This is a genomic window from Trujillonella endophytica, from assembly GCF_900110555.1.
Classification (GTDB): Bacteria; Actinomycetota; Actinomycetes; order Mycobacteriales; family Geodermatophilaceae; genus Trujillonella; species Trujillonella endophytica.
In genome coordinates this window covers 181,473-202,737 of the sequence record NZ_FOEE01000006.1, presented here as the reverse complement: position 1 = coordinate 202,737, position 21,265 = coordinate 181,473, and the positions used below count along the sequence as shown (strand labels likewise).

At 74.5% G+C, this 21,265-nt stretch carries 21 protein-coding genes; 13 read left to right on the top strand and 8 right to left on the bottom strand.

Translation table 11 applies throughout. The features are described from left to right. The first annotated feature begins 3 nt into the window (after positions 1-3). The 4 genes from BMY88_RS11570 to BMY88_RS11555 all read left to right on the top strand — a co-directional run bounded on the left by BMY88_RS11570 (position 4) and on the right by BMY88_RS11555 (position 3,417). Entirely contained in the window at positions 4-975 is a 972-nt protein-coding gene (locus BMY88_RS11570; RefSeq protein ID WP_091943243.1) for a F0F1 ATP synthase subunit gamma, read from the top strand. Positions 976-997: 22 nt separating this feature from the next. Beyond that, positions 998-2,434 (top strand): F0F1 ATP synthase subunit beta, encoded by a 1,437-nt coding sequence (gene atpD, locus BMY88_RS11565; protein ID WP_091943241.1) that lies wholly within the window; start codon positions 998-1,000, stop codon positions 2,432-2,434. 140 nt (positions 2,435-2,574) lie between these two features. Beyond that, complete coding sequence (locus BMY88_RS11560; protein WP_091943239.1) at positions 2,575-2,964, top strand: F0F1 ATP synthase subunit epsilon; 390 nt, start codon at positions 2,575-2,577, stop codon at positions 2,962-2,964. Between the two features lie 48 nt (positions 2,965-3,012). Continuing rightward, complete coding sequence (locus BMY88_RS11555) at positions 3,013-3,417, top strand: DUF2550 domain-containing protein (protein WP_091943237.1); 405 nt, start codon at positions 3,013-3,015, stop codon at positions 3,415-3,417. Positions 3,418-3,498: 81 nt separating this feature from the next. Here BMY88_RS11555 and BMY88_RS11550 read toward each other — a convergent pair whose 3' ends face one another. Further along, complete coding sequence (locus BMY88_RS11550) at positions 3,499-4,074, bottom strand: cob(I)yrinic acid a,c-diamide adenosyltransferase (RefSeq protein WP_091943235.1); 576 nt, start codon at positions 4,072-4,074, stop codon at positions 3,499-3,501. A gap of 101 nt (positions 4,075-4,175) precedes the next feature. Between BMY88_RS11550 and murA the strand changes: the two genes are divergently transcribed. Beyond that, positions 4,176-5,456 (top strand): UDP-N-acetylglucosamine 1-carboxyvinyltransferase, encoded by a 1,281-nt coding sequence (murA, locus tag BMY88_RS11545; RefSeq protein WP_091943233.1) that lies wholly within the window; start codon positions 4,176-4,178, stop codon positions 5,454-5,456. 59 nt (positions 5,457-5,515) lie between these two features. On the opposite strand, the gene BMY88_RS11540 is transcribed toward murA, so the two are convergent. Then, complete coding sequence (locus BMY88_RS11540) at positions 5,516-5,821, bottom strand: hypothetical protein (RefSeq protein WP_091943231.1); 306 nt, start codon at positions 5,819-5,821, stop codon at positions 5,516-5,518. Between the two features lie 88 nt (positions 5,822-5,909). Here BMY88_RS11540 and BMY88_RS11535 point away from each other — a divergent pair, with 88 nt between their 5' ends. From BMY88_RS11535 to BMY88_RS11525, 3 genes are all read left to right on the top strand, one after another. Continuing rightward, positions 5,910-7,937 carry a protein meaA gene (locus BMY88_RS11535; RefSeq protein ID WP_091943229.1) on the top strand — a complete coding sequence of 676 codons (2,028 nt, stop codon included), beginning with the start codon at positions 5,910-5,912 and terminating at the stop codon, positions 7,935-7,937. Between the two features lie 75 nt (positions 7,938-8,012). Next, positions 8,013-9,260: a sensor domain-containing diguanylate cyclase gene (locus BMY88_RS11530; protein WP_139220462.1), complete on the top strand. Its 1,248-nt coding sequence runs from the start codon at positions 8,013-8,015 to the stop codon at positions 9,258-9,260. Continuing rightward, entirely contained in the window at positions 9,257-10,027 is a 771-nt protein-coding gene (locus BMY88_RS11525; RefSeq protein ID WP_091943225.1) for an enoyl-CoA hydratase-related protein, read from the top strand. Before BMY88_RS11530 ends, BMY88_RS11525 begins: the two co-directional genes overlap by 4 nt. A 6-nt stretch (positions 10,028-10,033) precedes the next feature. Here BMY88_RS11525 and BMY88_RS11520 read toward each other — a convergent pair whose 3' ends face one another. Next, entirely contained in the window at positions 10,034-10,312 is a 279-nt protein-coding gene (locus tag BMY88_RS11520; RefSeq protein ID WP_091943223.1) for a hypothetical protein, read from the bottom strand. A gap of 67 nt (positions 10,313-10,379) precedes the next feature. On the opposite strand from BMY88_RS11520, the gene BMY88_RS11515 reads away from it, so the two are divergent. Continuing rightward, positions 10,380-11,420 carry a response regulator transcription factor gene (locus BMY88_RS11515; protein WP_091943221.1) on the top strand — a complete coding sequence of 347 codons (1,041 nt, stop codon included), beginning with the start codon at positions 10,380-10,382 and terminating at the stop codon, positions 11,418-11,420. Positions 11,421-11,426: 6 nt separating this feature from the next. Here the strand turns inward: BMY88_RS11515 and BMY88_RS11510 are convergent, their stop codons facing one another. After that, positions 11,427-12,299 carry a hypothetical protein gene (locus BMY88_RS11510; RefSeq protein WP_139220461.1) on the bottom strand — a complete coding sequence of 291 codons (873 nt, stop codon included), beginning with the start codon at positions 12,297-12,299 and terminating at the stop codon, positions 11,427-11,429. Between the two features lie 100 nt (positions 12,300-12,399). On the opposite strand from BMY88_RS11510, the gene nucS reads away from it, so the two are divergent. The 3 genes from nucS (at position 12,400) to BMY88_RS11495 (ending at position 15,246) form a co-directional block, all read left to right on the top strand. After that, positions 12,400-13,071 (top strand): endonuclease NucS, encoded by a 672-nt coding sequence (gene nucS / locus BMY88_RS11505; RefSeq protein WP_091943217.1) that lies wholly within the window; start codon positions 12,400-12,402, stop codon positions 13,069-13,071. A gap of 83 nt (positions 13,072-13,154) precedes the next feature. Beyond that, positions 13,155-14,936 (top strand): 3-hydroxyacyl-CoA dehydrogenase family protein, encoded by a 1,782-nt coding sequence (locus tag BMY88_RS11500; RefSeq protein WP_091943215.1) that lies wholly within the window; start codon positions 13,155-13,157, stop codon positions 14,934-14,936. Between the two features lie 4 nt (positions 14,937-14,940). Then, the gene (locus tag BMY88_RS11495) at positions 14,941-15,246 is read left to right on the top strand and encodes a hypothetical protein (RefSeq protein WP_091943212.1); all 306 of its coding nucleotides are present in this window, start codon (positions 14,941-14,943) and stop codon (positions 15,244-15,246) included. Between the two features lie 72 nt (positions 15,247-15,318). Here BMY88_RS11495 and BMY88_RS11490 read toward each other — a convergent pair whose 3' ends face one another. The 3 genes from BMY88_RS11490 to ccrA form a co-directional block, all read right to left on the bottom strand. Beyond that, positions 15,319-16,656 carry a class F sortase gene (locus tag BMY88_RS11490; protein ID WP_211435605.1) on the bottom strand — a complete coding sequence of 446 codons (1,338 nt, stop codon included), beginning with the start codon at positions 16,654-16,656 and terminating at the stop codon, positions 15,319-15,321. 140 nt (positions 16,657-16,796) lie between these two features. Continuing rightward, the gene (locus BMY88_RS24430) at positions 16,797-18,149 is read right to left on the bottom strand and encodes a hypothetical protein (RefSeq protein ID WP_244524612.1); all 1,353 of its coding nucleotides are present in this window, start codon (positions 18,147-18,149) and stop codon (positions 16,797-16,799) included. A 172-nt stretch (positions 18,150-18,321) separates the two neighbouring features. Beyond that, complete coding sequence (ccrA, locus tag BMY88_RS11480; RefSeq protein ID WP_091943208.1) at positions 18,322-19,653, bottom strand: crotonyl-CoA carboxylase/reductase; 1,332 nt, start codon at positions 19,651-19,653, stop codon at positions 18,322-18,324. A gap of 139 nt (positions 19,654-19,792) precedes the next feature. Between ccrA and BMY88_RS11475 the strand changes: the two genes are divergently transcribed. After that, complete coding sequence (locus BMY88_RS11475; protein ID WP_211435604.1) at positions 19,793-20,605, top strand: phytanoyl-CoA dioxygenase family protein; 813 nt, start codon at positions 19,793-19,795, stop codon at positions 20,603-20,605. Between the two features lie 19 nt (positions 20,606-20,624). On the opposite strand, the gene mce is transcribed toward BMY88_RS11475, so the two are convergent. Continuing rightward, on the bottom strand, positions 20,625-21,083 hold the full coding sequence (gene mce / locus BMY88_RS11470; RefSeq protein WP_091943206.1) for a methylmalonyl-CoA epimerase: 459 nt from the start codon (positions 21,081-21,083) through the stop codon (positions 20,625-20,627). Between the last annotated feature and the right edge of the window lie 182 nt (positions 21,084-21,265).

Here is a 21,265-nt window from a genome sequence, read left to right as displayed (position 1 = left end):
CCGATGGCCGGTAACCTCCGCGCGCTGCGGCGCCGCATCCGCTCCACCAAGTCGACGAAGAAGATCTTCTCGGCCCAGGAGCTGATCGCCGGCGCCCGCATCGTGCGCGCCCAGGCGCGGGTGGAGGCCTCCAAGCCGTACGCCCGCGAGATCACCCGCGTCCTCTCGGCGCTGGCCTCGTCGGCGTCGCTGGACCACCCGCTGCTCACCGAGCGGGAGAACCCCCGGCGCGCCGCGGTCCTGGTCATCACGTCCGATCGGGGGTTCGCCGGCTCGTACAACGTGAACGTGCTGCGGCGTACCGAGGAGCTGCTCAGCCTGCTGCGGCAGGAGGGCAAGGAGCCGGTGCTCTACGTCGTCGGCCGCAAGGGCGAGACCTACTACCGGTTCCGCGACCGGCCGATGGCCGACGTCTTCACCGGCTTCTCGGAGCAGCCCGGCTACGCCGACGCCCAGCGCGTGGGCGAGGAGCTCATCGCCGTCTTCACCGCCGGTGAGGACGACGACGAGAGCGGCCCGGGGGCGGACGGCCTGCTCGGGGTGGACGAGTTGCACATCGTCTTCACCGAGTTCCGCTCGCTGCTCGCCCAGGTGCCGGTCGCCAAGCGGCTCGCGCCGCTGGAGGTCGAGGAGGTCGAGGAGTTCGACTACGAGCGCGAGGACCGGGAGGCCGGCCGCACCGCCGACTCCGGGATCCCGACCTCCTACGAGTTCGAGCCCTCGGCCGAGGCGCTGCTCGACGCGCTGCTGCCGAAGTACGTCACCACCCGCATCTACGCGGCGATGCTCGAGGCCGCGGCCTCGGAGTCGGCCTCGCGGCGGCGGGCGATGAAGTCGGCCTCGGACAACGCCGAGGAGCTGGCGAAGAGCCTCGCCCGGCAGGCCAACCAGATCCGCCAGGCAGACATCACCCAGGAGATCAGCGAGATCGTCGGCGGGGCCGACGCGCTGGTGTCCTCGAACGCAGACGACTGAACCAGGGCAGGAGAGCCACCAGATGACCCTCACCGAGGACCGTCCGACCACTCAGGGGACCGGCCGCGTCGTCCGTGTCACCGGCCCCGTCGTCGACGTCGAGTTCCCCCGCGACGCGATGCCCGACCTCTACAACGCCCTGCACGTCGAGGTCACCCTCGCCGACCTGGGCAAGACGCTCACCCTCGAGGTCGCCCAGCACCTGGGCGACAACGTGGTGCGCACCATCTCCATGGCGCCGACCGACGGCCTGGTCCGCGGGGCCCAGGTCACCGACCTCGGCCGCCCGATCTCGGTGCCCGTCGGCGACGTCACCAAGGGCCACGTGTTCAACGCCCTGGGCGAGTGCCTCGACACCCCCGGCTACGGCACGGACGCCCTGCACTGGGGCATCCACCGGCAGCCGCCCCGGTTCGACCAGCTCGAGGGTCGTACCGAGATGCTGGAGACCGGCATCAAGGTCATCGACCTGCTGACCCCCTACGTGGCCGGCGGGAAGATCGGCCTGTTCGGTGGCGCCGGCGTGGGCAAGACGGTGCTCATCCAGGAGATGATCCGCCGCGTCGCCCAGGAGTTCGGTGGCGTGTCGGTGTTCGCCGGTGTCGGCGAGCGCACCCGTGAGGGCAACGACCTCATCGCGGAGATGACCGAGTCGGGCGTCATCGAGTCGACCGCCCTGGTCTTCGGCCAGATGGACGAGCCGCCGGGCACCCGCCTGCGGGTCGCGCTGTCGGCGCTCACGATGGCGGAGTACTTCCGGGACGAGCAGAACCAGGACGTGCTGCTCTTCATCGACAACATCTTCCGGTTCACCCAGGCCGGCTCCGAGGTGTCCACGCTGCTCGGCCGCATGCCGTCCGCCGTGGGTTACCAGCCCACGCTTGCCGACGAGATGGGCCAGCTGCAGGAGCGGATCACCTCGACCCGGGGTCGCTCCATCACCTCGCTGCAGGCGATCTACGTGCCCGCCGACGACATCACCGACCCGGCGCCGCACACCACCTTCGCGCACCTGGACGCCACGACGAACCTGTCGCGGCCGATCTCGGAGAAGGGCATCTACCCGGCCGTGGACCCGCTGGACTCCACCAGCCGGATCCTCGACCCGCAGTACGTCGGGCAGGAGCACTACCAGATTGCCCAGCGCGTGAAGCAGATCCTGCAGCGCTACCAGGAGCTGCAGGACATCATCGCCATCCTCGGCATCGACGAGCTCGGCGAGGAGGACAAGGTCACGGTCAACCGGGCCCGGCGCATCGAGCGCTTCCTCTCGCAGAACATGTTCGTGGCCGAGGCGTTCACCGGTCAGCCGGGTTCCTTCGTGCCGCTGGCGGAGACCCTCGAGGCCTTCAAGGCGCTCACCGAGGGCACCTACGACCACCTGCCGGAGCAGGCGTTCTTCATGTGCGGTGGGCTCGAGGACCTCGAGCGCAACGCGGACAAGCTGAAGAAGGGCTGAGCCGGGGCCCGGGCACCCGGGTCGATCCCGCTCCGGCGGACGGGGGCCGCGCTCCGGTGCGGCCCCCGTCCGGCCGGAGCCGGGCGGCCGGCGCCCGTGCCGCCGTCTACAGTTGATCTCACAACGAACCGAGGAGTGTCGTGGCGACCCTGCAGGTCGAGTTGGTGGCCGTCGAGCGGACGATCTGGTCCGGCGAGGCGACCATGGTCATCGCCCGCACGACCGAGGGCGAGCTCGGCGTCCTGCCCGGCCACGCGCCCCTGCTCGGTCAGCTGGCCGAGGGTGGCGTCGTCACGATCCGTACGGCCGAGGGCGACGACCTCGTCGTCGCCGCGCACGGTGGCTTCCTGTCGGTGACCCAGCAGGGCGTGTCGATCCTGGCCGAGACCGCGGAGATCTCGGCCGAGATCGACGTCGACCGGGCCCGCGAGGCCCTGCGCCGCGCCGAGTCCGAGGGCGACGAGCCCGAGGCGCTCGCCGCCGCCCGCCGTGCCCAGGGCCGGCTGCGCGCCGCCGGCCAGGAGTCCTGACCTCCTGCCGAACCCCGCACAGCCCCCTCGGCCCCCGGGACACACCCCATGACCACCGTCGTGCTCGTCCTGGTGGGGGTGCTGCTGCTGGTCGTGGTCGTCGCGTTCGCCCTCCGGCGGCGGTTCCTGCTCTCCGGCCTCGGCGCGGTCACCATGTGGCTGCGGCCCGGGGGCTCCTCGCGCTGGTCGGTGGGGGTCGCCTGGTACGGCGGTGACGCCCTGCTCTGGTACCGCGCGGTGTCCCTGTCGGTGCGCCCGCAGCACCGGCTGAGCCGGGCGGAGCTGGAGGTGACCGGCCGGCGCGATGCCGGCCGGGCCGATGTCGCCCTGCCCGACGACGTCGTCGTCCTGTCCTGCTCGACCGCCGCCGGGCTCCGCGAGCTGGCGATGGACCCCTCCACGGTGACCGGCTTCCTGTCGTGGGTGGAGTCGGCCCCCCGCGGGGGCCGCTGATGACGGACCCCGTCCTCCGCACGCCTCGCACGCTCGGCGCGAGCCCCTGGACGGGGCCATGGGGGCAGCGGGGTCCATTCCTCAGGTGCGGTCGCCGCCGGGTCGCCACAGCACGTCGCCGCCGGGGTTGGCGACGCGGGCGAGGATGAACAGCAGGTCCGACAGCCGGTTGAGGTAGCGGGCCGTCTCCGGGTTCGTCCGGTCGGCGTCGTCGGCCAGCAGCGCCCAGACGCTGCGCTCGGCGCGCCGGGCCACCACCCGCGCCTGGTGCAGCAGCGCGGCCAGGGCGGTGCCCCCGGGCAGGATGAAGCTCGTCAGCGGCTCCAGGCGCTCGTTGTGCTCGTCGCAGGCCGCCTCCAGGCGCGCGGTGTACTCGGCCGTGATCCGCAGCGGCGGATGGGCGGGGTCCGCGACGACCGGCGTGGAGAGGTCGGCGCCCACGTCGAACAGGTCGTTCTGCACGCCGCGCAGCAGGTCGGCGAGCTCCGGCGCCGGGGCGCCCAGGGCCAGCGCCACGCCGATGACGCTGTTGGTCTCGTCGACGTCGGCGTAGGCGACCAGCCGGGCGTCGGTCTTGGCCACCCGGCTCATGTCGCCGAGGTGGGTCTGCCCCGCGTCACCGGTGCGGGTGTAGATGCGGGTCAGCCGGACGGTCATGGTCGGAGCCTAGAAGGAGCGCACCGCCGCTCCGGCCCGCGGCCCCCCGCCAGGTCGCTCCGGTCCGGCGCCGTGATCGTGGGGCGCCGTAGGGTGACCGGGTGGAGTGCTTCGAGGTCACCGGCGGCACCGCACTCACCGGTCGGGTCCGCGTGACCGGGGCCAAGAACAGCGCCCTCAAGCTCATGGCGGCCGCGCTGCTCGCCGCCGGACGGACCACGATCGACGAGGTCCCCGACATCCTCGACGTGGCGATCATGAGCGAGGTGCTGCGGCGGCTGGGCTGCGACGTGACCTACGAGCGGATCGCCGGCACCGGCGGCGGGGGCCGGGTGATCATCGACGTGCCCGAGCAACCGGGCACCGAGACCGACTACGACCTGGTCCGCAAGATGCGCGCCTCGATCAGCGTGCTCGGCCCGCTCGTCGCCCGGTGCGGCAGCGCGCGGGTGGCGCTCCCGGGCGGCGACGCGATCGGCTCCCGCGGGCTGGACATGCACATCTCCGGCCTGGAGCGGCTGGGCGCGACGATCGACAGCGAGCACGGCTTCCTCGTCGCGACCGCGCCCCGCCTCGTGGGGACGACGATCTGGCTGGACTTCCCGTCGGTCGGCGCGACCGAGAACCTGGTCATGGCCGCGGTCCTGGCCCAGGGCACCACGGTGGTCGACAACGCCGCCCGCGAGCCGGAGATCGCGGACCTGTGCGCGATGCTGAACGCGATGGGCGCCCGCATCGACGGCGCCGGCACCTCCACCATCACCGTGGAGGGCGTGACCGGTCTGCACCCGGTCACCTACACGACCGTCACCGACCGGATCGTCGCCGGGACGTGGGCGATCGGCGCGGTGATGACGCGCGGGGACGTCGTCATCGAGCGGGCGGTGCCCGCGCACCTGTCCGTCGCGCTGGACAAGCTGACCGACGCCGGCGCCTCGGTCGAGGTGGTCCCCGACGGCCTGCGCGTGGTCATGACCGAGCGGCCGCGCTGCGTCGACATCGTCACGCTGCCGTTCCCCGGCTTCCCGACCGACCTGCAGCCGATGGCGGTGGCGCTGGCCGCCGTGTCCTCGGGGACGGCGCTCATCACCGAGAACGTCTTCGAGGGCCGGTTCATGTTCGTCAACGAGCTGGTGCGCCTCGGCGCGCACGTCCGCATCGACGGCCACCACGCCGTCGTCCGGGGGCGGGAACGCCTGTCCAGCGCTCCGGTGCTGGCCACCGACATCCGGGCCGGGGCCGGCCTCGTGCTGGCCGGGCTGGTGTCCGACGGGGTCACCGAGGTCGCCGAGGTGCACCACGTGGACCGCGGCTACCCCGACTTCGTGGACCAGCTGCGGGGCCTGGGCGCGACGATCGAGCGGGTGGCCCGGCCGGACTGAGGAAGGACCCCCTCGCCCCCCACCACTCGCCAGCTCGCGGCGGGATCCTGCGACGGGGCCTAGCTGCGGAAGGTGGCGGCGAGCGCACGCGCCCGCTCGGCGTCCTCCCGGAACACGAGCACCTCGGCCCGGTGCGCCGCGGCCAGGCGGACCGTGGACCGGACGCCGGCGTCGGACAGCACGGCGCGCAGCGCCAGCGCGGACTCGTGGCTGGTGGTCGTGGCCACCCGCACCAGGAGGCCGTCGTCGCCGGGTGCCGCAGGCCGGCGCGCGCCGCCGGTGCCGAAGGCCCACCGCAGGAACAGCGCGATCAGCGCGAGGACGGCGAAGACCAGCACCGGCGCCGCGGTGTAGTGCAGACCCATGCGACCAGGGTCCTCCCGACGGGTGTGCCGCCGCTCGCACCTGACCACCGGGGATGCTACTGGCGGGTAACCGACCTATCCTCCGTGCATGCCGTTCCCCTCGTCGCCGGCGGAGCGCGACCGCCCCTGGGTCATGCGCACCTACGCGGGGCACTCCTCGCCCGCCGAGTCCAACGCCCTGTACCGCCGCAACCTCGCCAAGGGGCAGACCGGTCTGTCGGTCGCCTTCGACCTGCCGACGCAGACCGGGTACGACCCCGACGACGAGCTCGCCGTGGGGGAGGTCGGCAAGGTCGGCGTCCCGGTCACGCACATCGGGGACATGCGCGCCCTGTTCGACGGCATCCCGCTGGACGAGATGAACACGTCGATGACGATCAACGCCACGGCGATGTGGCTGCTGGCGCTCTACCAGGCGGTCGCCGAGGAGCACGGGCACGACGTCGCGCAACTGGCGGGCACGACCCAGAACGACATCATCAAGGAGTACCTGTCGCGCGGGACGTACGTGTTCCCGCCCGGGCCCTCGATGCGGCTGATCACCGACATGGTCGCCTACACGGTGACGGCGATGCCCCGGTGGAACCCGACCAACATCTGCAGCTACCACCTGCAGGAGGCCGGGGCCACGCCGGTGCAGGAGATCGCCTACGCGCTGTCCACCGCGATCGCCGTCCTGGACTCGGTGCGCGACTCCGGACAGGTGCCGCAGGAGCAGTTCGGGGAGGTGGTGGCGCGGATCTCCTTCTTCGTCAACGCGGGCGTCCGCTTCGTCGAGGAGATGTGCAAGATGCGCGCCTTCACCCAGCTCTGGGACGAGCTGACGCTGGAGCGCTACGGCGTGCAGGACCCCAAGCACCGCCGGTTCCGCTACGGCGTCCAGGTCAACTCCCTGGGCCTGACCGAGGCGCAGCCGGAGAACAACGTCCAGCGGATCGTGCTGGAGATGCTCGCGGTGACCCTGTCGCGCGACGCCCGTGCGCGTGCGGTGCAGCTGCCGGCCTGGAACGAGGCGCTGGGCCTGCCGCGGCCGTGGGACCAGCAGTGGTCCCTGCGGCTGCAGCAGGTGCTGGCCTACGAGACCGACCTGCTGGAGTACGAGGACCTGTTCACCGGCTCGGTGGTGGTCGAGCGCAAGGTCGCCGAGCTGGTGGAGGGGGCCCGCGCCGAGATGGCGCGCGTGGCGGAGATGGGCGGCGCGGTGGCCGCCGTCGAGTCCGGCTACATGAAGGGCCGGCTCGTGGCGTCGCTGGCCGAGCGCCGGCGCCGGATGGAGAGCGGGGACGACGTCGTCGTCGGGGTCAACCGGTTCGACACCACCGAGCCCAATCCGCTCACCGCCGACCTCGACACCGCGATCATGACGGTGGACCCGGCGGTCGAGGCCGCCGCGCAGGAGTCGGTCCGGACGTGGCGCGCCGAGCGCGACCCCGAGCCGGTGCAGCGGGCCCTGGACCGTCTGCGCCGGGCCGCGGGCACCGAGGAGAACCTCATGGCGGCCACGCTCGAGTGCGCCCGTGCCGGCGTGACGACGGGGGAGTGGTCCGGGGTCCTGCGGGAGGTCTTCGGCGAGTACCGCGCGCCCACGGGCGTCTCGGCGGCCAGCGGCGGCGGGACCGGCGAGGGCCTGGCCGAGGTGCGCGAGCGGGTGCGTTCCACCGGCGAGGAGCTCGGCGGCCGGCTGCGCTTCCTGGTCGGCAAGCCCGGGCTCGACGGCCACTCCAACGGCGCGGAGCAGATCGCCGTGCGGGCCCGCGACGCCGGCTTCGAGGTGGTCTACCAGGGGATCCGGCTGACGCCGGCGCAGATCGTGTCCGCCGCCGTGGAGGAGGACGTGCACGTCGTGGGGCTGTCGGTCCTGTCCGGCTCGCACCTGCAGGTGGTGCCCGCGGTCCTGCGCGGCCTGCGGGAGGCGGGGCTGGACGACGTCCCGGTCGTGGTCGGCGGCATCGTCCCCGACAGCGACGCCCGCCGGCTGCGCGAGCAGGGCGTGGCCCGGGTGTTCACGCCCAAGGACTTCGGCCTCACCGACATCATGGGCTCGATCGTCGACGTCATCCGCGAGGCCAACGGTCTCCCGCAGGACACCGACCAGCGGGTACCCGCGCCGGCCTGAGATCGCGCCGCCGGATCGCCGGTTTCGTGCCCCAACGTGTGTGCATGGTGACGGTCAGCGGTTAACGTGCAGCAGGTGGAGTCCCCCCGCGACGCCGTCGCCGACCCTGCTCGGCTCGCGGCCCTCGCCAGCTACCGGCTCGGGGGCCACGCGGGCAACGACGATCTCGACGCCGTCGTCGCGTACATGGCCCGCGCGCTGGACGCGCCGATCGCGGTGATCAACCTGGTCGGGCCGGACCTGCAGTGCTTCCCCGCGGAGATCGGCGTCGGCCTGCCGTTCACCGAGGTGCCCGACGAGCTGTCGTTCTGCGCCTACGTCGTGGCGACGGGGAAGCCGCTGGAGGTGCGCGACGCGCTCGCCCACCCGGTGTTCGCGGCGAACCCGGCGGTGGCCGCCGGTGCGGTCCGCGCCTACCTGGGCGTGCCGCTGGTCGACGAGGACGGCTTCGTCCTCGGCTCGCTCGGCGTCTTCGACGACGACGTGCGCTCGTTCCTGGGCGAGGACGTCGAGGTGCTGCAGGTCCAGGTGCGGCTGGTGCGCAGCGTCCTGTCGCTGCGCCGGCAGGTGGCCGCGCACCGGTGGGACGCCCGGCTGCTGGCGCTGCAGAACCGGGCGCTCGAGGGGGTGGCCACCGGGGACCCGCTCGACGACGTGCTCGACCTCGTCGCGGCCGCGGTCCGCGAGCTGGCGCCGGACGCGGAGCCGCAGCAGCGGCTGGCGCTCGACGACACCGTGGCCCGGCTGTCCACCATCGCGACCGAGGCCGATGCCTGGCGCCGCGCGCTGACCCGGACCGCCCGCCAGGACCCGCTCACCGGCCTGGCCAACCGCGGCCACCTGCTCGCGACCGGTCAGGAGGCGCTGGCCGACCGGGGCGGGGCGGTCCTCTTCGTCGACGTCGACCGCTTCAAGGAGGTCAACGACCGGGCCGGGCACGCCGTGGGCGACCAGCTGCTCACCCGGCTGGCCCAGCGGCTGGAGGCGGGGCTCGTCGAGGTCCCCGACGCGGTGGTGGGCCGCCTGGGCGGCGACGAGTTCGCGGCCGTGCTGCCGGGGCTGAGCCGGGACGACGCGGCGGCGGTCGGCCGGCGGCTGGTGGCGGAGCTCGCCGACGAGATCGAGGTGGGCCGGCGGATGGTGCGGGTCTCGGTCAGCATCGGGCTGGCCATGACCGGGCCCACGACCGCCTTCGCCGAGGTGCTGGCCGAGGCGGACCTCGCGATGTACGGCGCCAAGGCGCGCGGCCGGGGGCTGCTCCACGCCGGCGGACTGGACGACGAGTTGCCGGTCCCGCGTCCGTCGACGACCGTCGTCCCGTGAGCGAGGGCGCGCCCCGGGTCGAGCGGGACGGCGACGTCGTCACCGTGACGATGTGCCGGCCGGCGCGGCGCAACGCGCTGTCCCGGGAGCACCTCGCGCAGTTGCTCGAGGCCGTGACCGGCGTGGGCGGCACGGACGCCGTCGGCATCGTCCTGGCCGCCGAGGGGCCGGTGTTCAGCGCCGGCCACGACTTCGCCGACGTCGCCGGCCGCCCGGTGGCCGAGGTCCGCAGCCTGCTGGCGCTGTGCACCGAGCTGATGCAGACCCTGCAGGCGGTGCCGCAGGTGGTGCTGGCCCGGGTGCACGCGCTGGCCACCGCGGCCGGCTGCCAGCTCGTCGCCTCCTGCGACCTCGCGGTGGCGGCGGAGTCCGCCGGCTTCGCGGCGCCGGGCGGCAAGGGCGGCTGGTTCTGCCACACCCCGATGGTCGCCGTCGCGCGGAACGTGGGCCGCAAGCGCGCGATGGAGCTCGCGCTGACCGGCGATGTGATCGACGCGCGGACGGCGCTGGAGTGGGGGCTGGTCAACCGGGTCGTGCCCGACGGGGAGCTCGACGCGGCCGTCGCCGACCTGATGGGCCGGGCCACCCGCGGCTCGCGGGCCAGCAAGGCGTGGGGCAAGTCGACGATGTATGCCCAGCTGGACCGGCCCGAGCGCGACGCCTACGACGTCGCGGTCGAGGTCATGGCGGCGGCGAGCCAGCTCGACGGCGCCCGGGAGGGGATGGCGGCCTTCCTGGAGAAGCGCCCGCCGGTCTGGCCGGACTAGGGCGGGTCAGGCCGGCTCGAGCAGAACCGTCCGCGGGGTTCCTGCCAGCGCGGGGGAGCTGTCGGGGGAGGCCCACACCGTGGTCTCGAGGAACCCGAGGAAGCGCCGGGCCTGCTCGCGGGTGGGGAAGTCCAGGTCGACGACGACGGAGTGCGCGTTTCCGACGGGCTGCTGCACCCGCTCGCCGCAGACCCCTCCCTGGCGGCGCCGGTCGGCGAACCGGTCGAAAGCGGCCCGCCACGTGGGCAGGTCGGTGATCGCGTGCTCGATGTGCAGGGTGGTCATGCCGGGACGCTAGGACGGCGCGTCCGGTGCGCCCCATCCCAGGGACCTGGGGTCCTAGCCTCCGTCCATGGCCGGCCACGCGGCGCTGCGGGAACGGATCGAGCGGATCTGCGCGGACGCCGACGACGACCGGGCGCTGCGCCTGCGGCTGCTGGCCGTGCTGCACCGCTCCCTCGGCTTCGACGCCTACGCCTGGGTCCTGACCGATCCGCGCACCCGGGTCGGCGGCGCGCCACTGGCGGACGTCCCGTGCCTGCCCGAGCTCCCGCAGCTGATCCGCCTGCGGTACCTCACCCGGCTGAACCGCTGGACGGGCCTGGCGCCGGACCCCGTCGCGCTGCTGAGCTCGGCGACCGGGGGCGACCTCGGCCGCAGCGAGCTCTGGCGGGAGCTGCTGTGCCGCCACGACGTCGCCGACGTCGCCTCGGTGGTGTTCCGGGACGCCTGGGGGTGCTGGGCGTTCCTGGAGCTGTGGCGGACCGGCGGCCGCGTGTTCGGCGCGGACGACGCCGCCGTGCTGCGCGCTGTCGTCCCGTGCGTGACCACCGCGCTGCGCCGCAGCCAGGCGCGGACGTTCGCCGGGCCGCCGCCCCCCGGTCCACCGCCGGGGCCGCTGGTCCTCCTGCTGTCGCCGGACCTGCGCTCGGTCCGGGCGACCCCGGGCACGGAGGAGGCCCTGCGCCGCCTGGTGCCCCGGGACGACGCGGGGCCCCCGGTCCCGGCGGGCGCCTACAACGTCGCCGCCCAGCTGCTCGCCGTGGAGGCCGCTGTGGACGACGCCCCGCCGGAGGCCCGCGTGCACCTGGCCGCGGGGCGGTGGCTCGTTCTGCGCGCGGCGCGCGTCGGCGACCCGGTGGCCGGTGACATCGCGGTCACCGTCGACGAGGCCGGCCCGGTGGACCGGCTGGACCTCTACGTGCGCTGTGCCGGCCTCAGCCCCCGGGAGGTGGAGCTGGTCGGGCACCTGGCCGCGGGGGCGGACACCCGGGAGGTGGCCGGGCGGATGTGCATCTCCCGGCACACCGTGCAGGACCACCTCAAGTCGGTGTTCGACAAGACCGGCGTCCGGAGCCGGCGGACGCTGCTCGCGCGGGCGGCGGGGCGCTGAGCCGGATCAGCTCCGCAGTGCGGTGCAGTCGCTCTCGTGCGGCAGCAGCGGCCGGAACGTCAGGGCCCACCGGGCACCGTCGGCGCCGATCCACGGCGTCCGCGCGTTGGCGGCGGTGGCGGCCTCGAGGACCGCCGGGACGTCCGCGCCGGCCACCAGCAGGCAGGACAGCCCGAGCGCCGGCTCGAGCGGCTCGCCGGGCAGTGCGGGCCCCGGCCACGGGGCCTGCGGCTGGACGAGGTCCGGCTCGACCTCGTCGTCGGCCGCGGTCCACGGCCGGACCACGACGGCGAGCGCGTCGGGGACGTACCCCTCGCTCGCCGTGCCGGTCACGGTGGTGAGCTCGTCGAGCAGCCCGGCCAGCGCCGCTCGCCCCGCCCGCTGCTCGTCCCCGAGCTGCTCGTCGGCCCCCGCACCCTCGGTGAGGGCGTAGACCTCGCGGACGTGGGTGCCCTCGGCGGTGACGAGCGTGAACCGGGTCGAGGCCGCGTCGGCGATCGGCGGCGAGCCCAGGTCGCCGGTGTCGGCCACCCCGGCCGCCAGGGCCCGCTCGGCCAGGCCCCGGACGGTCGCCTCGTCGACGCGCGCGAGCTGCACGTTGGGCAGCGCCGGACCGGGGTAGATCATGGTCACCGGCCCCTCGGAGAGCACCCGCCCGTCGGAGTAGACGCTGAGCAGCGGCAGCCGGGAGGCCAGCATCTCGGGCGTCACGTAGCCGCCGGTGTAGGAGACCTGGAGGACCAGGCCCTCGGGCAGCGCCGGCGACGGCGGTGGGGCGCCGGCGTCGCCGCCCCCGTCGTCGGCCGGGCGCTCGGCGCACGAGCACAGCAGCACCAGGGCGAGCACGGCCAGCACGCCGCGCAGGGAGGTCCTCGTCACGGTCGTCCGACGTCCCGGGGAGCCGGGCGGTTCCCCGGCGCGCCCCGCCGGTCCCGGGTGTCCCGTGCGGATCGCGGGCCGCCGGGTACCGTCGCACCCCGTGCGCCTGGTCATCGCCCGTTGCTCGGTCGACTACATCGGCCGGCTCACCGCCCACCTCCCCATGGCCAACCGGCTGCTGCTGGTGAAGGCCGACGGCTCGGTGTCGGTGCACGCCGACGACCGCGCCTACAAGCCGCTCAACTGGATGACCCCGCCGTGCACGCTGAGGGACGAGATCGCCGACGGCGCGGGCACCTGGACGGTCACCAACAAGGCCGGCGAGCAGCTCGTGATCACGATCGAGGCGGTGGAGCACGACTCCTCGCACGAGCTCGGCGTCGACCCGGGCCTGCAGAAGGACGGCGTGGAGGCCGAGCTCCAGCGGCTGCTGGCCCTGCACGTGGACACCTTCGGCGCGGGCTGGTCGCTGGTGCGCCGGGAGTACCCGACGGCGATCGGCCCGGTCGACCTGCTCTGCCGGGACGCCGGCGGCGCGACGGTCGCCGTCGAGATCAAGCGGCGCGGTGAGATCGACGGCGTCGAGCAGCTGACGAGGTACCTGGAGCTGCTCAACCGGGACCCGCTGCTCGCGCCGGTCAAGGGGGTCTTCGCCGCCCAGGAGATCAAGCCGCAGGCCCGCGTGCTGGCCGCCGACCGGGGCATCGACTGCGTCACCGTCGACTACGCCGTCCTCAAGGGCGCCGACGACCCCACCCAGCGACTCTTCTAGTTACTGGCCGGTAACCCGGGCGCGCGCGGCGCTCGGGCGAGTGGAAGACTCCCGTCGATCAGCGATCGGGAGGAGTTGGCAGCGTGGCCAGAGAACTGACCGAGGTCGGCGTCGTCGGCCTGGGCACCATGGGCGCGGGCATCAGCGAGGTGCTGGCGCGGGCGGGCCTGTCGGTGACCGCCGTGGACGTGGACGACGAGGCGACGGCCCGCGGGCGCGCGCACATCGAGCAGTCGACCGAGCGCGCGCTGACCCGCGGCAAGCTCGAGTCCGCCGAGCGCGACGAGATCCTCGGCCGGATCCGGTACAGCACCTCGCTGGAGGACCTCGCCGCCGCCGAGCTGGTGATCGAGGCCGTTCCGGAGCGGCTGGAGCTCAAGACCGAGATATTCGGCAAGCTCGACGCCATCTGCCCGCCGGACACGATCCTGGCGACCAACACCTCCAGCCTGTCGGTCACCGAGCTGTCGGTGGCCACCGCCCGACCCAGCCGGGTCATCGGCATGCACTTCTTCAACCCCGCGCCCGTCATGAAGCTGGTCGAGGTCGTCCGCACCGTCGTCACCGAGCCCTCCGTCGTCGAGGACGTCGAGGCCCTGGCCGCCCGGCTGGGCAAGGTCGACGTGACCATCGGCGACCGGGCCGGCTTCATCGCCAACGCGCTGCTGTTCGGGTACCTCAACCACGCGGTGTCGATGTTCGAGGCCCGCTACGCCTCGCGCGAGGACATCGACGCGGCCATGCGGCTGGGCTGCGGCCTGCCGATGGGCCCGCTCGCGCTCATGGACCTCATCGGCATCGACACCGCCTACGAGATCCTGGACACCATGTACAAGCAGTCGCGCAACCGGCTGCACGCCCCCGCGCCGATCATCAAGCAGATGATGACCGCGGGGCTGCTGGGCCGGAAGACCGGCCGCGGCTTCTACAGCTACGCCCAGCGGGATTCCGCCGAGATCGTCGCCGACGCGCACACCCCGGCTCCCGGCGGCGCGGCCGCGGGAGCGCGGCCGGTCTCGGCCGTCGGCGTCATCGGGTCGGGCACCATGGCCACCGGCATCATCGAGGTCGTCGCCAAGGGCGGCTACGACGTGCTGTTCCACGCGCGCTCGGCGGAGAAGGTCGACGGCGTCGTGACGGCGCTGACCAAGTCCCTGGACAAGCAGGTCGCCCGCGGCCGGCTCGACGAGGCCGGCCGCGACGCGGTGCTGGGCCGGGTGCGGGGCACCACCGACCTCGACGACATGGCCGACCGCGACCTGGTCGTCGAGGCCGTCGTCGAGTCGCTGCCGGTCAAGGAGGCGCTGTTCGCCGCGCTCGGCGAGATCGCCAAGCCCGGCGCCGTGCTGGCCACGACCACCTCCAGCCTGCCGGTCATCGAGTGCGCGCGCGCCAGCGGCCGCCCGGCGGACGTGGTCGGCCTGCACTTCTTCAACCCGGCGCCGGTGATGAAACTGGTCGAGGTCGTGTCCACGATCTCCACGGCCGCCGACGTGACCGCCACCGCGTACGCGGTCTGCGAGCAGCTGGGCAAGCACCCGGTCTCCTGCACCGACCGGGCGGGCTTCATCGTCAACGCGCTGCTGTTCCCCTACCTGAACGACGCGGTCAAGATGCTGGAGGCGCACTACGCCACCGCCGACGACATCGACGCCGCGATGAAGGTCGGTTGCGGCTACCCGATGGGCCCGTTCGAGCTGCTGGACGTCGTCGGGCTCGACGTCTCCCTGGCCATCGAGAAGGAGCTCTACACCGAGTTCCGGGAGCCCGGGTTCGCCCCGGCCCCGCTGCTGGAGCACCTGGTGACGGCCGGCTACCTCGGCCGCAAGACCGGGCGCGGGTTCCGCGACTACGCCCGCCGCTGATCCGGTGCCCCGACGGCGCGCACGGGCCGGGTCGCGCCCTGCCCGGACCGACCCGGCCCGGCGTGCCGAGCGGGTGGAGGAGGCGGGGGACGGCGACTGGGTCGTCCGCTCCCTGACCGGCTCCGCCAGCACCAAGAGCTACCGCTGCCCGGGCTGCGACCAGGAGATCCGCCCCGGGACGCCGCACCTGGTCACGTGGCCCGCCTACGCGCGGAACTCCGACCTCGAGCCGTGGGACACCGACTCGGCCGCGGACACCCGCCGGCACTGGCACGGCGCGTGCTGGCGCGCCCGCGACCGCCGCAGATGACGGACCCCGCCGCCCGCACGGTTCGCGGCCGGCCCGTTCAAGGCGGCCGGCGCGGTCACCCGGGCGGCCGGCTCAGCTCGCGAGGCGGGCGAACACCACGACGTTGTCGCGGTAGCTGCGCGCGGAGCGGTCGAACTCGCCGCCGCAGGTGACCAGTCGCAGCTCGGCGTCCGGCGTCGGGCCGTAGACGTCGGCGGTGGGGAAGGCGTCCTTGGCGTGGCGCTCGACGCGGGTGACGGTGAACCGCGCCGTCGTCCCGTCCGCGAGGTCGACGAGCACCTCGTCCCCGGGGGACAGCTCGCCCAGCCGCCAGAAGACCGCCGGGCCGGCGGTGGAGTCCACGTGCCCGGCCAGCACCGCCGGGCCGACGTCCCCCGGCGCCGGACCGCCGGTGAACCAGCCGGCGCGCGTGGGATCGACCGGGGGGGCCAGCGCCCCGGCGGCGTCCACGCCGACCGGCGCCAGCGGCGTGTCGACGCCGATGCCCGGCACGCGCACCCGGAGCGGCTCGGCCGCCGCCCGGGACGTCCACGCCTGGAGGGCGATCGGGGACCCCGTCGCCGCGGCGGCGACCGGCTCCCCGGGCAACCGCGCGGGGGTGGGGTCCGGCGCCAGCAGCGGGATGCTCCCGGCGAGCACGGCGAGGACGGCTCCCAGGGCCCGGACGGCCGGGCCCCGGCGCCCGGTCCGGGCGGCGACGGTGAGGGCGAGCGCGGCGACGGACACGAGGACGACGGCCGCAGCGATCGGCCGGACCGGGGACGAGACCCCGGTCGCGCCCCCGCCGCCGGCCTCCACGCCGCCGACCGGAACGGCGCCCGCGCCCGCGGCGTCCGGCGTGGGCCGCACCATCAGCCCGCCACCGGGGGCATCGAGCACCAGGACGCTGGAGACGGCGCCCGCGGCGATCCCGACCGGCAGGGACACCGGGGGGCCGCCGGCCGGGGTCACCACGAGCGCGGTCACGCCACCGGGCACCTCGACGTAGGCGCCGACGTCGGCGAACGCGAGCCCGCCGGCGAGCGCCCGGCCGCCGGCCAGGGCCACGTCCACCCGCGGGGCGGAGGCGGCAGCCGCCACCACGCGAACGCGCGCGGTGCCGGAGGTCGGCGGGGTCAGGTCGTCCTCGAGCACCGCCAGGCCCAGGTCGGCGAAGGGCCCGACCCCGGCCACCGTGCGGGCCTGCCCGGCCGCGATCTCGACGGTCGTGGACAGCACCGGCGGGTCGACCGCGTCGGCCCCGGCCCGGCGCAGGCTGATCGCATACGTGCCGGGCGGCACCTGCTGGTAGTCCGACACGGTGCCGTAACCGACCCCGGGGAACGCCCGGCCGGCGCCCGGCGGGGACACCGGGTCGACGTAGACGTCGACGGGCGGGGTGTCGGGGGACAGGTGCGCCAGGCGGAGCAACGCGGTGTCGGCAGCCTGCGCCCCGCCCAGCGGCAGGAAGGCGCCGAGGGCGGTGAGCAGCGCGACGAGGACGGCCCGGGTGGTGCGCAGGACGGTCCTCCCCGGACTCGGTGCCGGCCCCGCGACCGGGGGTGGAGGGGTCAGCGGTGCGAGGCGGGGGCGGTCTCGCTGCCGGTCGCGGCGGAGGGGCCGTCGGCGGGGGACTCCGCCCGGTTCTCCGCCGTGCCCTCTCCGGACGGCGCCGGGGCGTCGGCTCCGGAGTCGGCGGAGACGGCGGGCTGGACGAGCGTCTGCGGGTCGGCCGGCCGGGACGCGGTGCTCCCCGCGCGCGCCGCCGGCTGCGGCGCGGTGACCGGGCGGATGACCTGCGTCTGGGACGCCGGCGGGGTGGACACCTGGCCGCCGGAGACCGTCTGCATGGCGACCTGCGTGTCGGGCCCCTGCGCGCGCACCGCCGGCTGGGACCCGGTCGGCGTGCGGTGCGCGCCGCGCGGCGCTCCGGGCTGGGTCGGGGGCGCCGGTGGGCGCACGGGCTGGCGCGCGGCGGCCGACTCCCCGGCGCCGGGAGCCGGCTCGCGGGACGGCCCGGACGGGGACGGCCCGGAGATGGGCGGCGCCGGCTGCCGTGCGGCCTCGTCACCCTCCTGCGGGCGCACCTGCTGCTGCCCCTGGGGCACGGGCGGGGCCGGCGGGCGGTCGCCCAGGTCGGGCAGCGCGCTCAGGACCCGGCGGGCCTCGAGCAGCCGGCCGGTGAGCTCGTCGCGCACGGAGCGGATCGCCGCGGCCGCGGCCTCGGCCTCGCCGACCAGCCGGGCGGCGTGCTGCTCCGCGGCGGCGACCCGCTGCCGGGCCGCCTCCGTGGACGCGCGGTCGCGCTCCTCCTCGAGCCGGGCCGCCTCCACGCGCCGCGAGCGCTGGGCGAGCTCGAAGTCCTCCTCGACCTTGGCGCGGCGGGCCTGGGACTCGGCGTCGAGCCGGGCCACCTTCTCCTGCGCCTTGGTGACCAGCTCGTCGGCGCGGATCTGGGCCTTCGTGGCGATCTGCTCGGCGTGGTGCCGCGCCTCGCCGAGCATCCGCTCCACCTCGGACTGGCCGGCGGCGTGCCGCTCGGCCATGGCGCGCTCCTCGGCGGCGGTCTGCTCGCGCAGCGCCTGCGCCTCCTCCTCGGCGGCCCGCCGGATGTCGGCGGCCTCCTCCTCGGCGAGCCGCAGCATGTGGGAGATGCGCTCGCTCATGTTCTCGAACGTCGTCGGCCCGGCGGCGGCGGCCTTGCGGCGCAGCTGGTCGACCTCCGCGTGCATGGCCGACAGCTGGCCGCCCAGCTCGGACGACCGGGACATCGCGGCGTCGCGGTCGGCCAGCGCCACGCGGATGTCGGCCTCCAGCCGCTCGATCGTCTCCGCCACCTGGTGACGGTCGAAGCCCCGCAGGACCACGTCGAACGAGTGCTGGGCCTCGCGCATCGGCACCAGGTCGCGGCGGGGATCGGTCATTCGCTCATCCTCGCAGAGTCGGGGGCGTCATCGGCGTGTCGGTCCGGGCCCCGGCCCGGCCGGTGCCCACGACGATAGAACGCGGACGGGGTGGGGAGGTGCCCCGAGAGACACCTCCCCGGACGGCCGCGCTGCGCCGGCCCGCCGCGAGGCCGGGGGCGGCGGGGCCGCCTCAGATGCCGCGGAAGCGGTTGATGGCGGAGAGGTGCTGCTCGCGCTTCGCGACGTCACGGACGCCGAGGCCCTCCTCGGGCGCCAGTGTCAGCACGCCGACCTTGCCCTGGTGGGCGTTGCGGTGGACGTCGAGGGCGGCCTGGCCGACCTCGGCCATCGGGTAGACCTTCGACAGCGTCGGGTGGATCAGCCCCTTGTCGATGAGCCGGTTGGCCTCCCACGCCTCCTTGTAGTTGGCGAAGTGGCTGCCGACGATCCGCTTGAGGTTCATCCAGAGGTAGCGGTTGTCGTAGGAGTGCATGTACCCGCTGGTGGAGGCACAGGTGACGATCGTGCCCCCCTTCTTGGCGACGTAGACGCTGGCGCCGAAGGTCTCGCGGCCGGGGTGCTCGAAGACGATGTCGACGTCCTCGCCGCCGGTGAGCTCGCGGATCTTCTTCCCCAGGCGCTGCCACTCCTTGGGGTCCTGGGTGTTCTCGTCCTTCCAGAACGCGTACCCCTCGGCGGAGCGGTCGATGACCAGCTCGGCGCCCATCCTCCGGACGATGTCGGCCTTCTCGGGGCTGGAGACGACGCAGACCGGGATCGCGCCGCCGTTGAGGGCCATCTGGGTGGCGTAGGACCCGAGGCCGCCCGAGGCGCCCCAGATCAGCACGGTGTCGCCCTGCTTCATGTTCGCGCCGTTGTGGCTGACCAGCTGCCGGTAGGCGGTGGAGTTCACCAGGCCCGGGGCGGCGGCCTCCTCCCAGGTGAGGTGGCCGGGCTTGGGCATGAGCTGGTTGCTCTTGACCAGGGCCAGCTCGGCCAGGCCGCCGAAGTTGGTCTCGAAGCCCCAGATCCGCTGCTGCGGGTCCATCATCGTGTCGTCGTGCCCGGCCGGGTCCTCGAGCTCGACCGACAGGCAGTGCGCGACGACCTCGTCGCCGGCCTTCCACCTGTTCACGCCGGGGCCGACCTCGAGCACGACGCCGGCCAGGTCGGAGCCGACCACGTGGTAGGGCAGGTCGTGCTTCTTCGTGAGCTCGGAGACGCGGCCGTAGCGCTCGAGGAACCCGAAGGTCGAGACCGGCTCGAAGATCGACGTCCACACGGTGTTGTAGTTCACCGACGACGCCATCACCGCGACGATCGCCTCGCCCGGGCCGAGCTCCGGGGTCGCCACCTCCTGCACGTGCAGGGACTTGCGCGGGTCCTTGTCGCGGGTGGCCACGCCCTCGAACATGTCCTGCTCGTCCTTGCGGACGACGACGGCGCGGTAGGACTCCGGTACCGGAAGCCCCCCGATGTCGCTGAGCCTGTCGGCGAGGATGGCGTCCCTGATCTCGTCCACGGTGTCTCCCGGGTCTTCGTCGGCTCGGAGGAGCGGTGCGTGGGGCCAGATGTTACTGACGAGTAGGCAAGGAGGCGAGGCGGGGCGTGCGACCTGCGCCACGACGCCGGCCCGAGGCGGGGCTGCCTAGGCTGCCGCCGTGGGCGACGCGGAGCCGGTGGGCCGGCAGCAGGTCGAGGAGTTCGCGCGCGACGGCGTCGTCTGCGTCCGCGGGGTGTTCGACCCGGTGGAGGTCGCGCGAGCCGAGCGGGCGATCGACGAGGTGCTCCGCCGTCCCGGTGTCCTGGCGATCACGGCCAGCGGGCCGGAGGACCCGGGCCGGTTCGTCGAGGACTTCCGCCGCTGGACCGACGTCCCCGACCTCGCCGAGCTGGCGCTGCGCTCGCGGGTGCCGGAGATCGCCGCCGCGCTGCTGCGCAGCCGGAGCGTGCGGCTCTACCACGACCACGTGCTGGTCAAGGAGGGCGGAACGGCGCAGCGGACGCCGTGGCACCAGGACCAGCCCTACTACGACGTCGACGGTCGCGGCGTCAGCGCGTGGATCCCCGTCGACCCGGTGCCGGAGGCGGGCAGCCTGGAGCTGCTGGCCGGCAGCCACGCCGGGCCCTGGCTCATGCCGCGGACGTTCCTGACCGGGGAGGCCCGGTGGTTCCCCGAGGGCTCGCTGGCCGAGCTGCCCGACGTCGAGGCCGACCGGTCGGCGTACGACATCCGCGCGTGGGAGCTGCAGCCCGGCGACGCGGTGTTCTTCGACTTCCTCACCGTGCACGGCGCGCCGGGCTTCCCGTTCCCGGGGCGGCGGCGGGTGCTGTCGCTGCGCTACCTGTCGGAGGAGGCGCGGCACGCGCCGCGGCCGTGGCGCACCTCGCCGCCGTTCGAGGGGCTGGCCGACGAGCTGCCCGCCGGCGCGGAGCTGGACCACCCGCTGTTCCCGGTGGCCTGGCCCCGCTGATCCGGCGGGCGTCGGGCGCTCAGTGCGCGGCGGGCACCTTCGCCGGCTCGACGAGCTCGACGAGCACGCCGCCGGCGTCCTTGGGGTGCACGAAGTTGATCCGGCTGTCGGCGGTGCCACGGCGCGGCTGGTCGTAGAGCAGGCGCAGCCCGCGCTCGCGCAGGATCGCGCAGGTCGCGTCGACGTCCTCCACGCGGAAGGCCAGCTGCTGCAGCCCCGGACCCGACCGGCCGATGAACTTGGCGATGGTCGACTCGGGGGTCAGCGGCGCGAGCAGCTGGATTCGGGTGTCGCCGTCGCCGACGGCGAGCATCGCCTCGCGGACGCCCTGCTCCTCGTTCGTCTCCTCGTGCACCGAGGTGATGCCGTACGTCCTCTCGTAGAAGGCGATGGCCTCGTCCAGGTCGGGGACGGCGATGCCCACGTGGTCGATGGTGGTGAACAAGCCCGCGGGCAGGCCGGTCTGCGTATCGGTCACGGCCGCATCCTGCCGCAGCGCGCGCGGGACGTCAGGTCCGGACGGCGGCGCCGCCCCCCGGTCGGGTGTGGTGCACGCGACAGTGGCCGCTCATCCGGTCCGGTACCCGCGCGGGGCGTCCTATCCTTTCCGGCAGCCCACCCGGCCGCGGGCCGCACGTCGCCCCCGGCCGGCCCGCACCG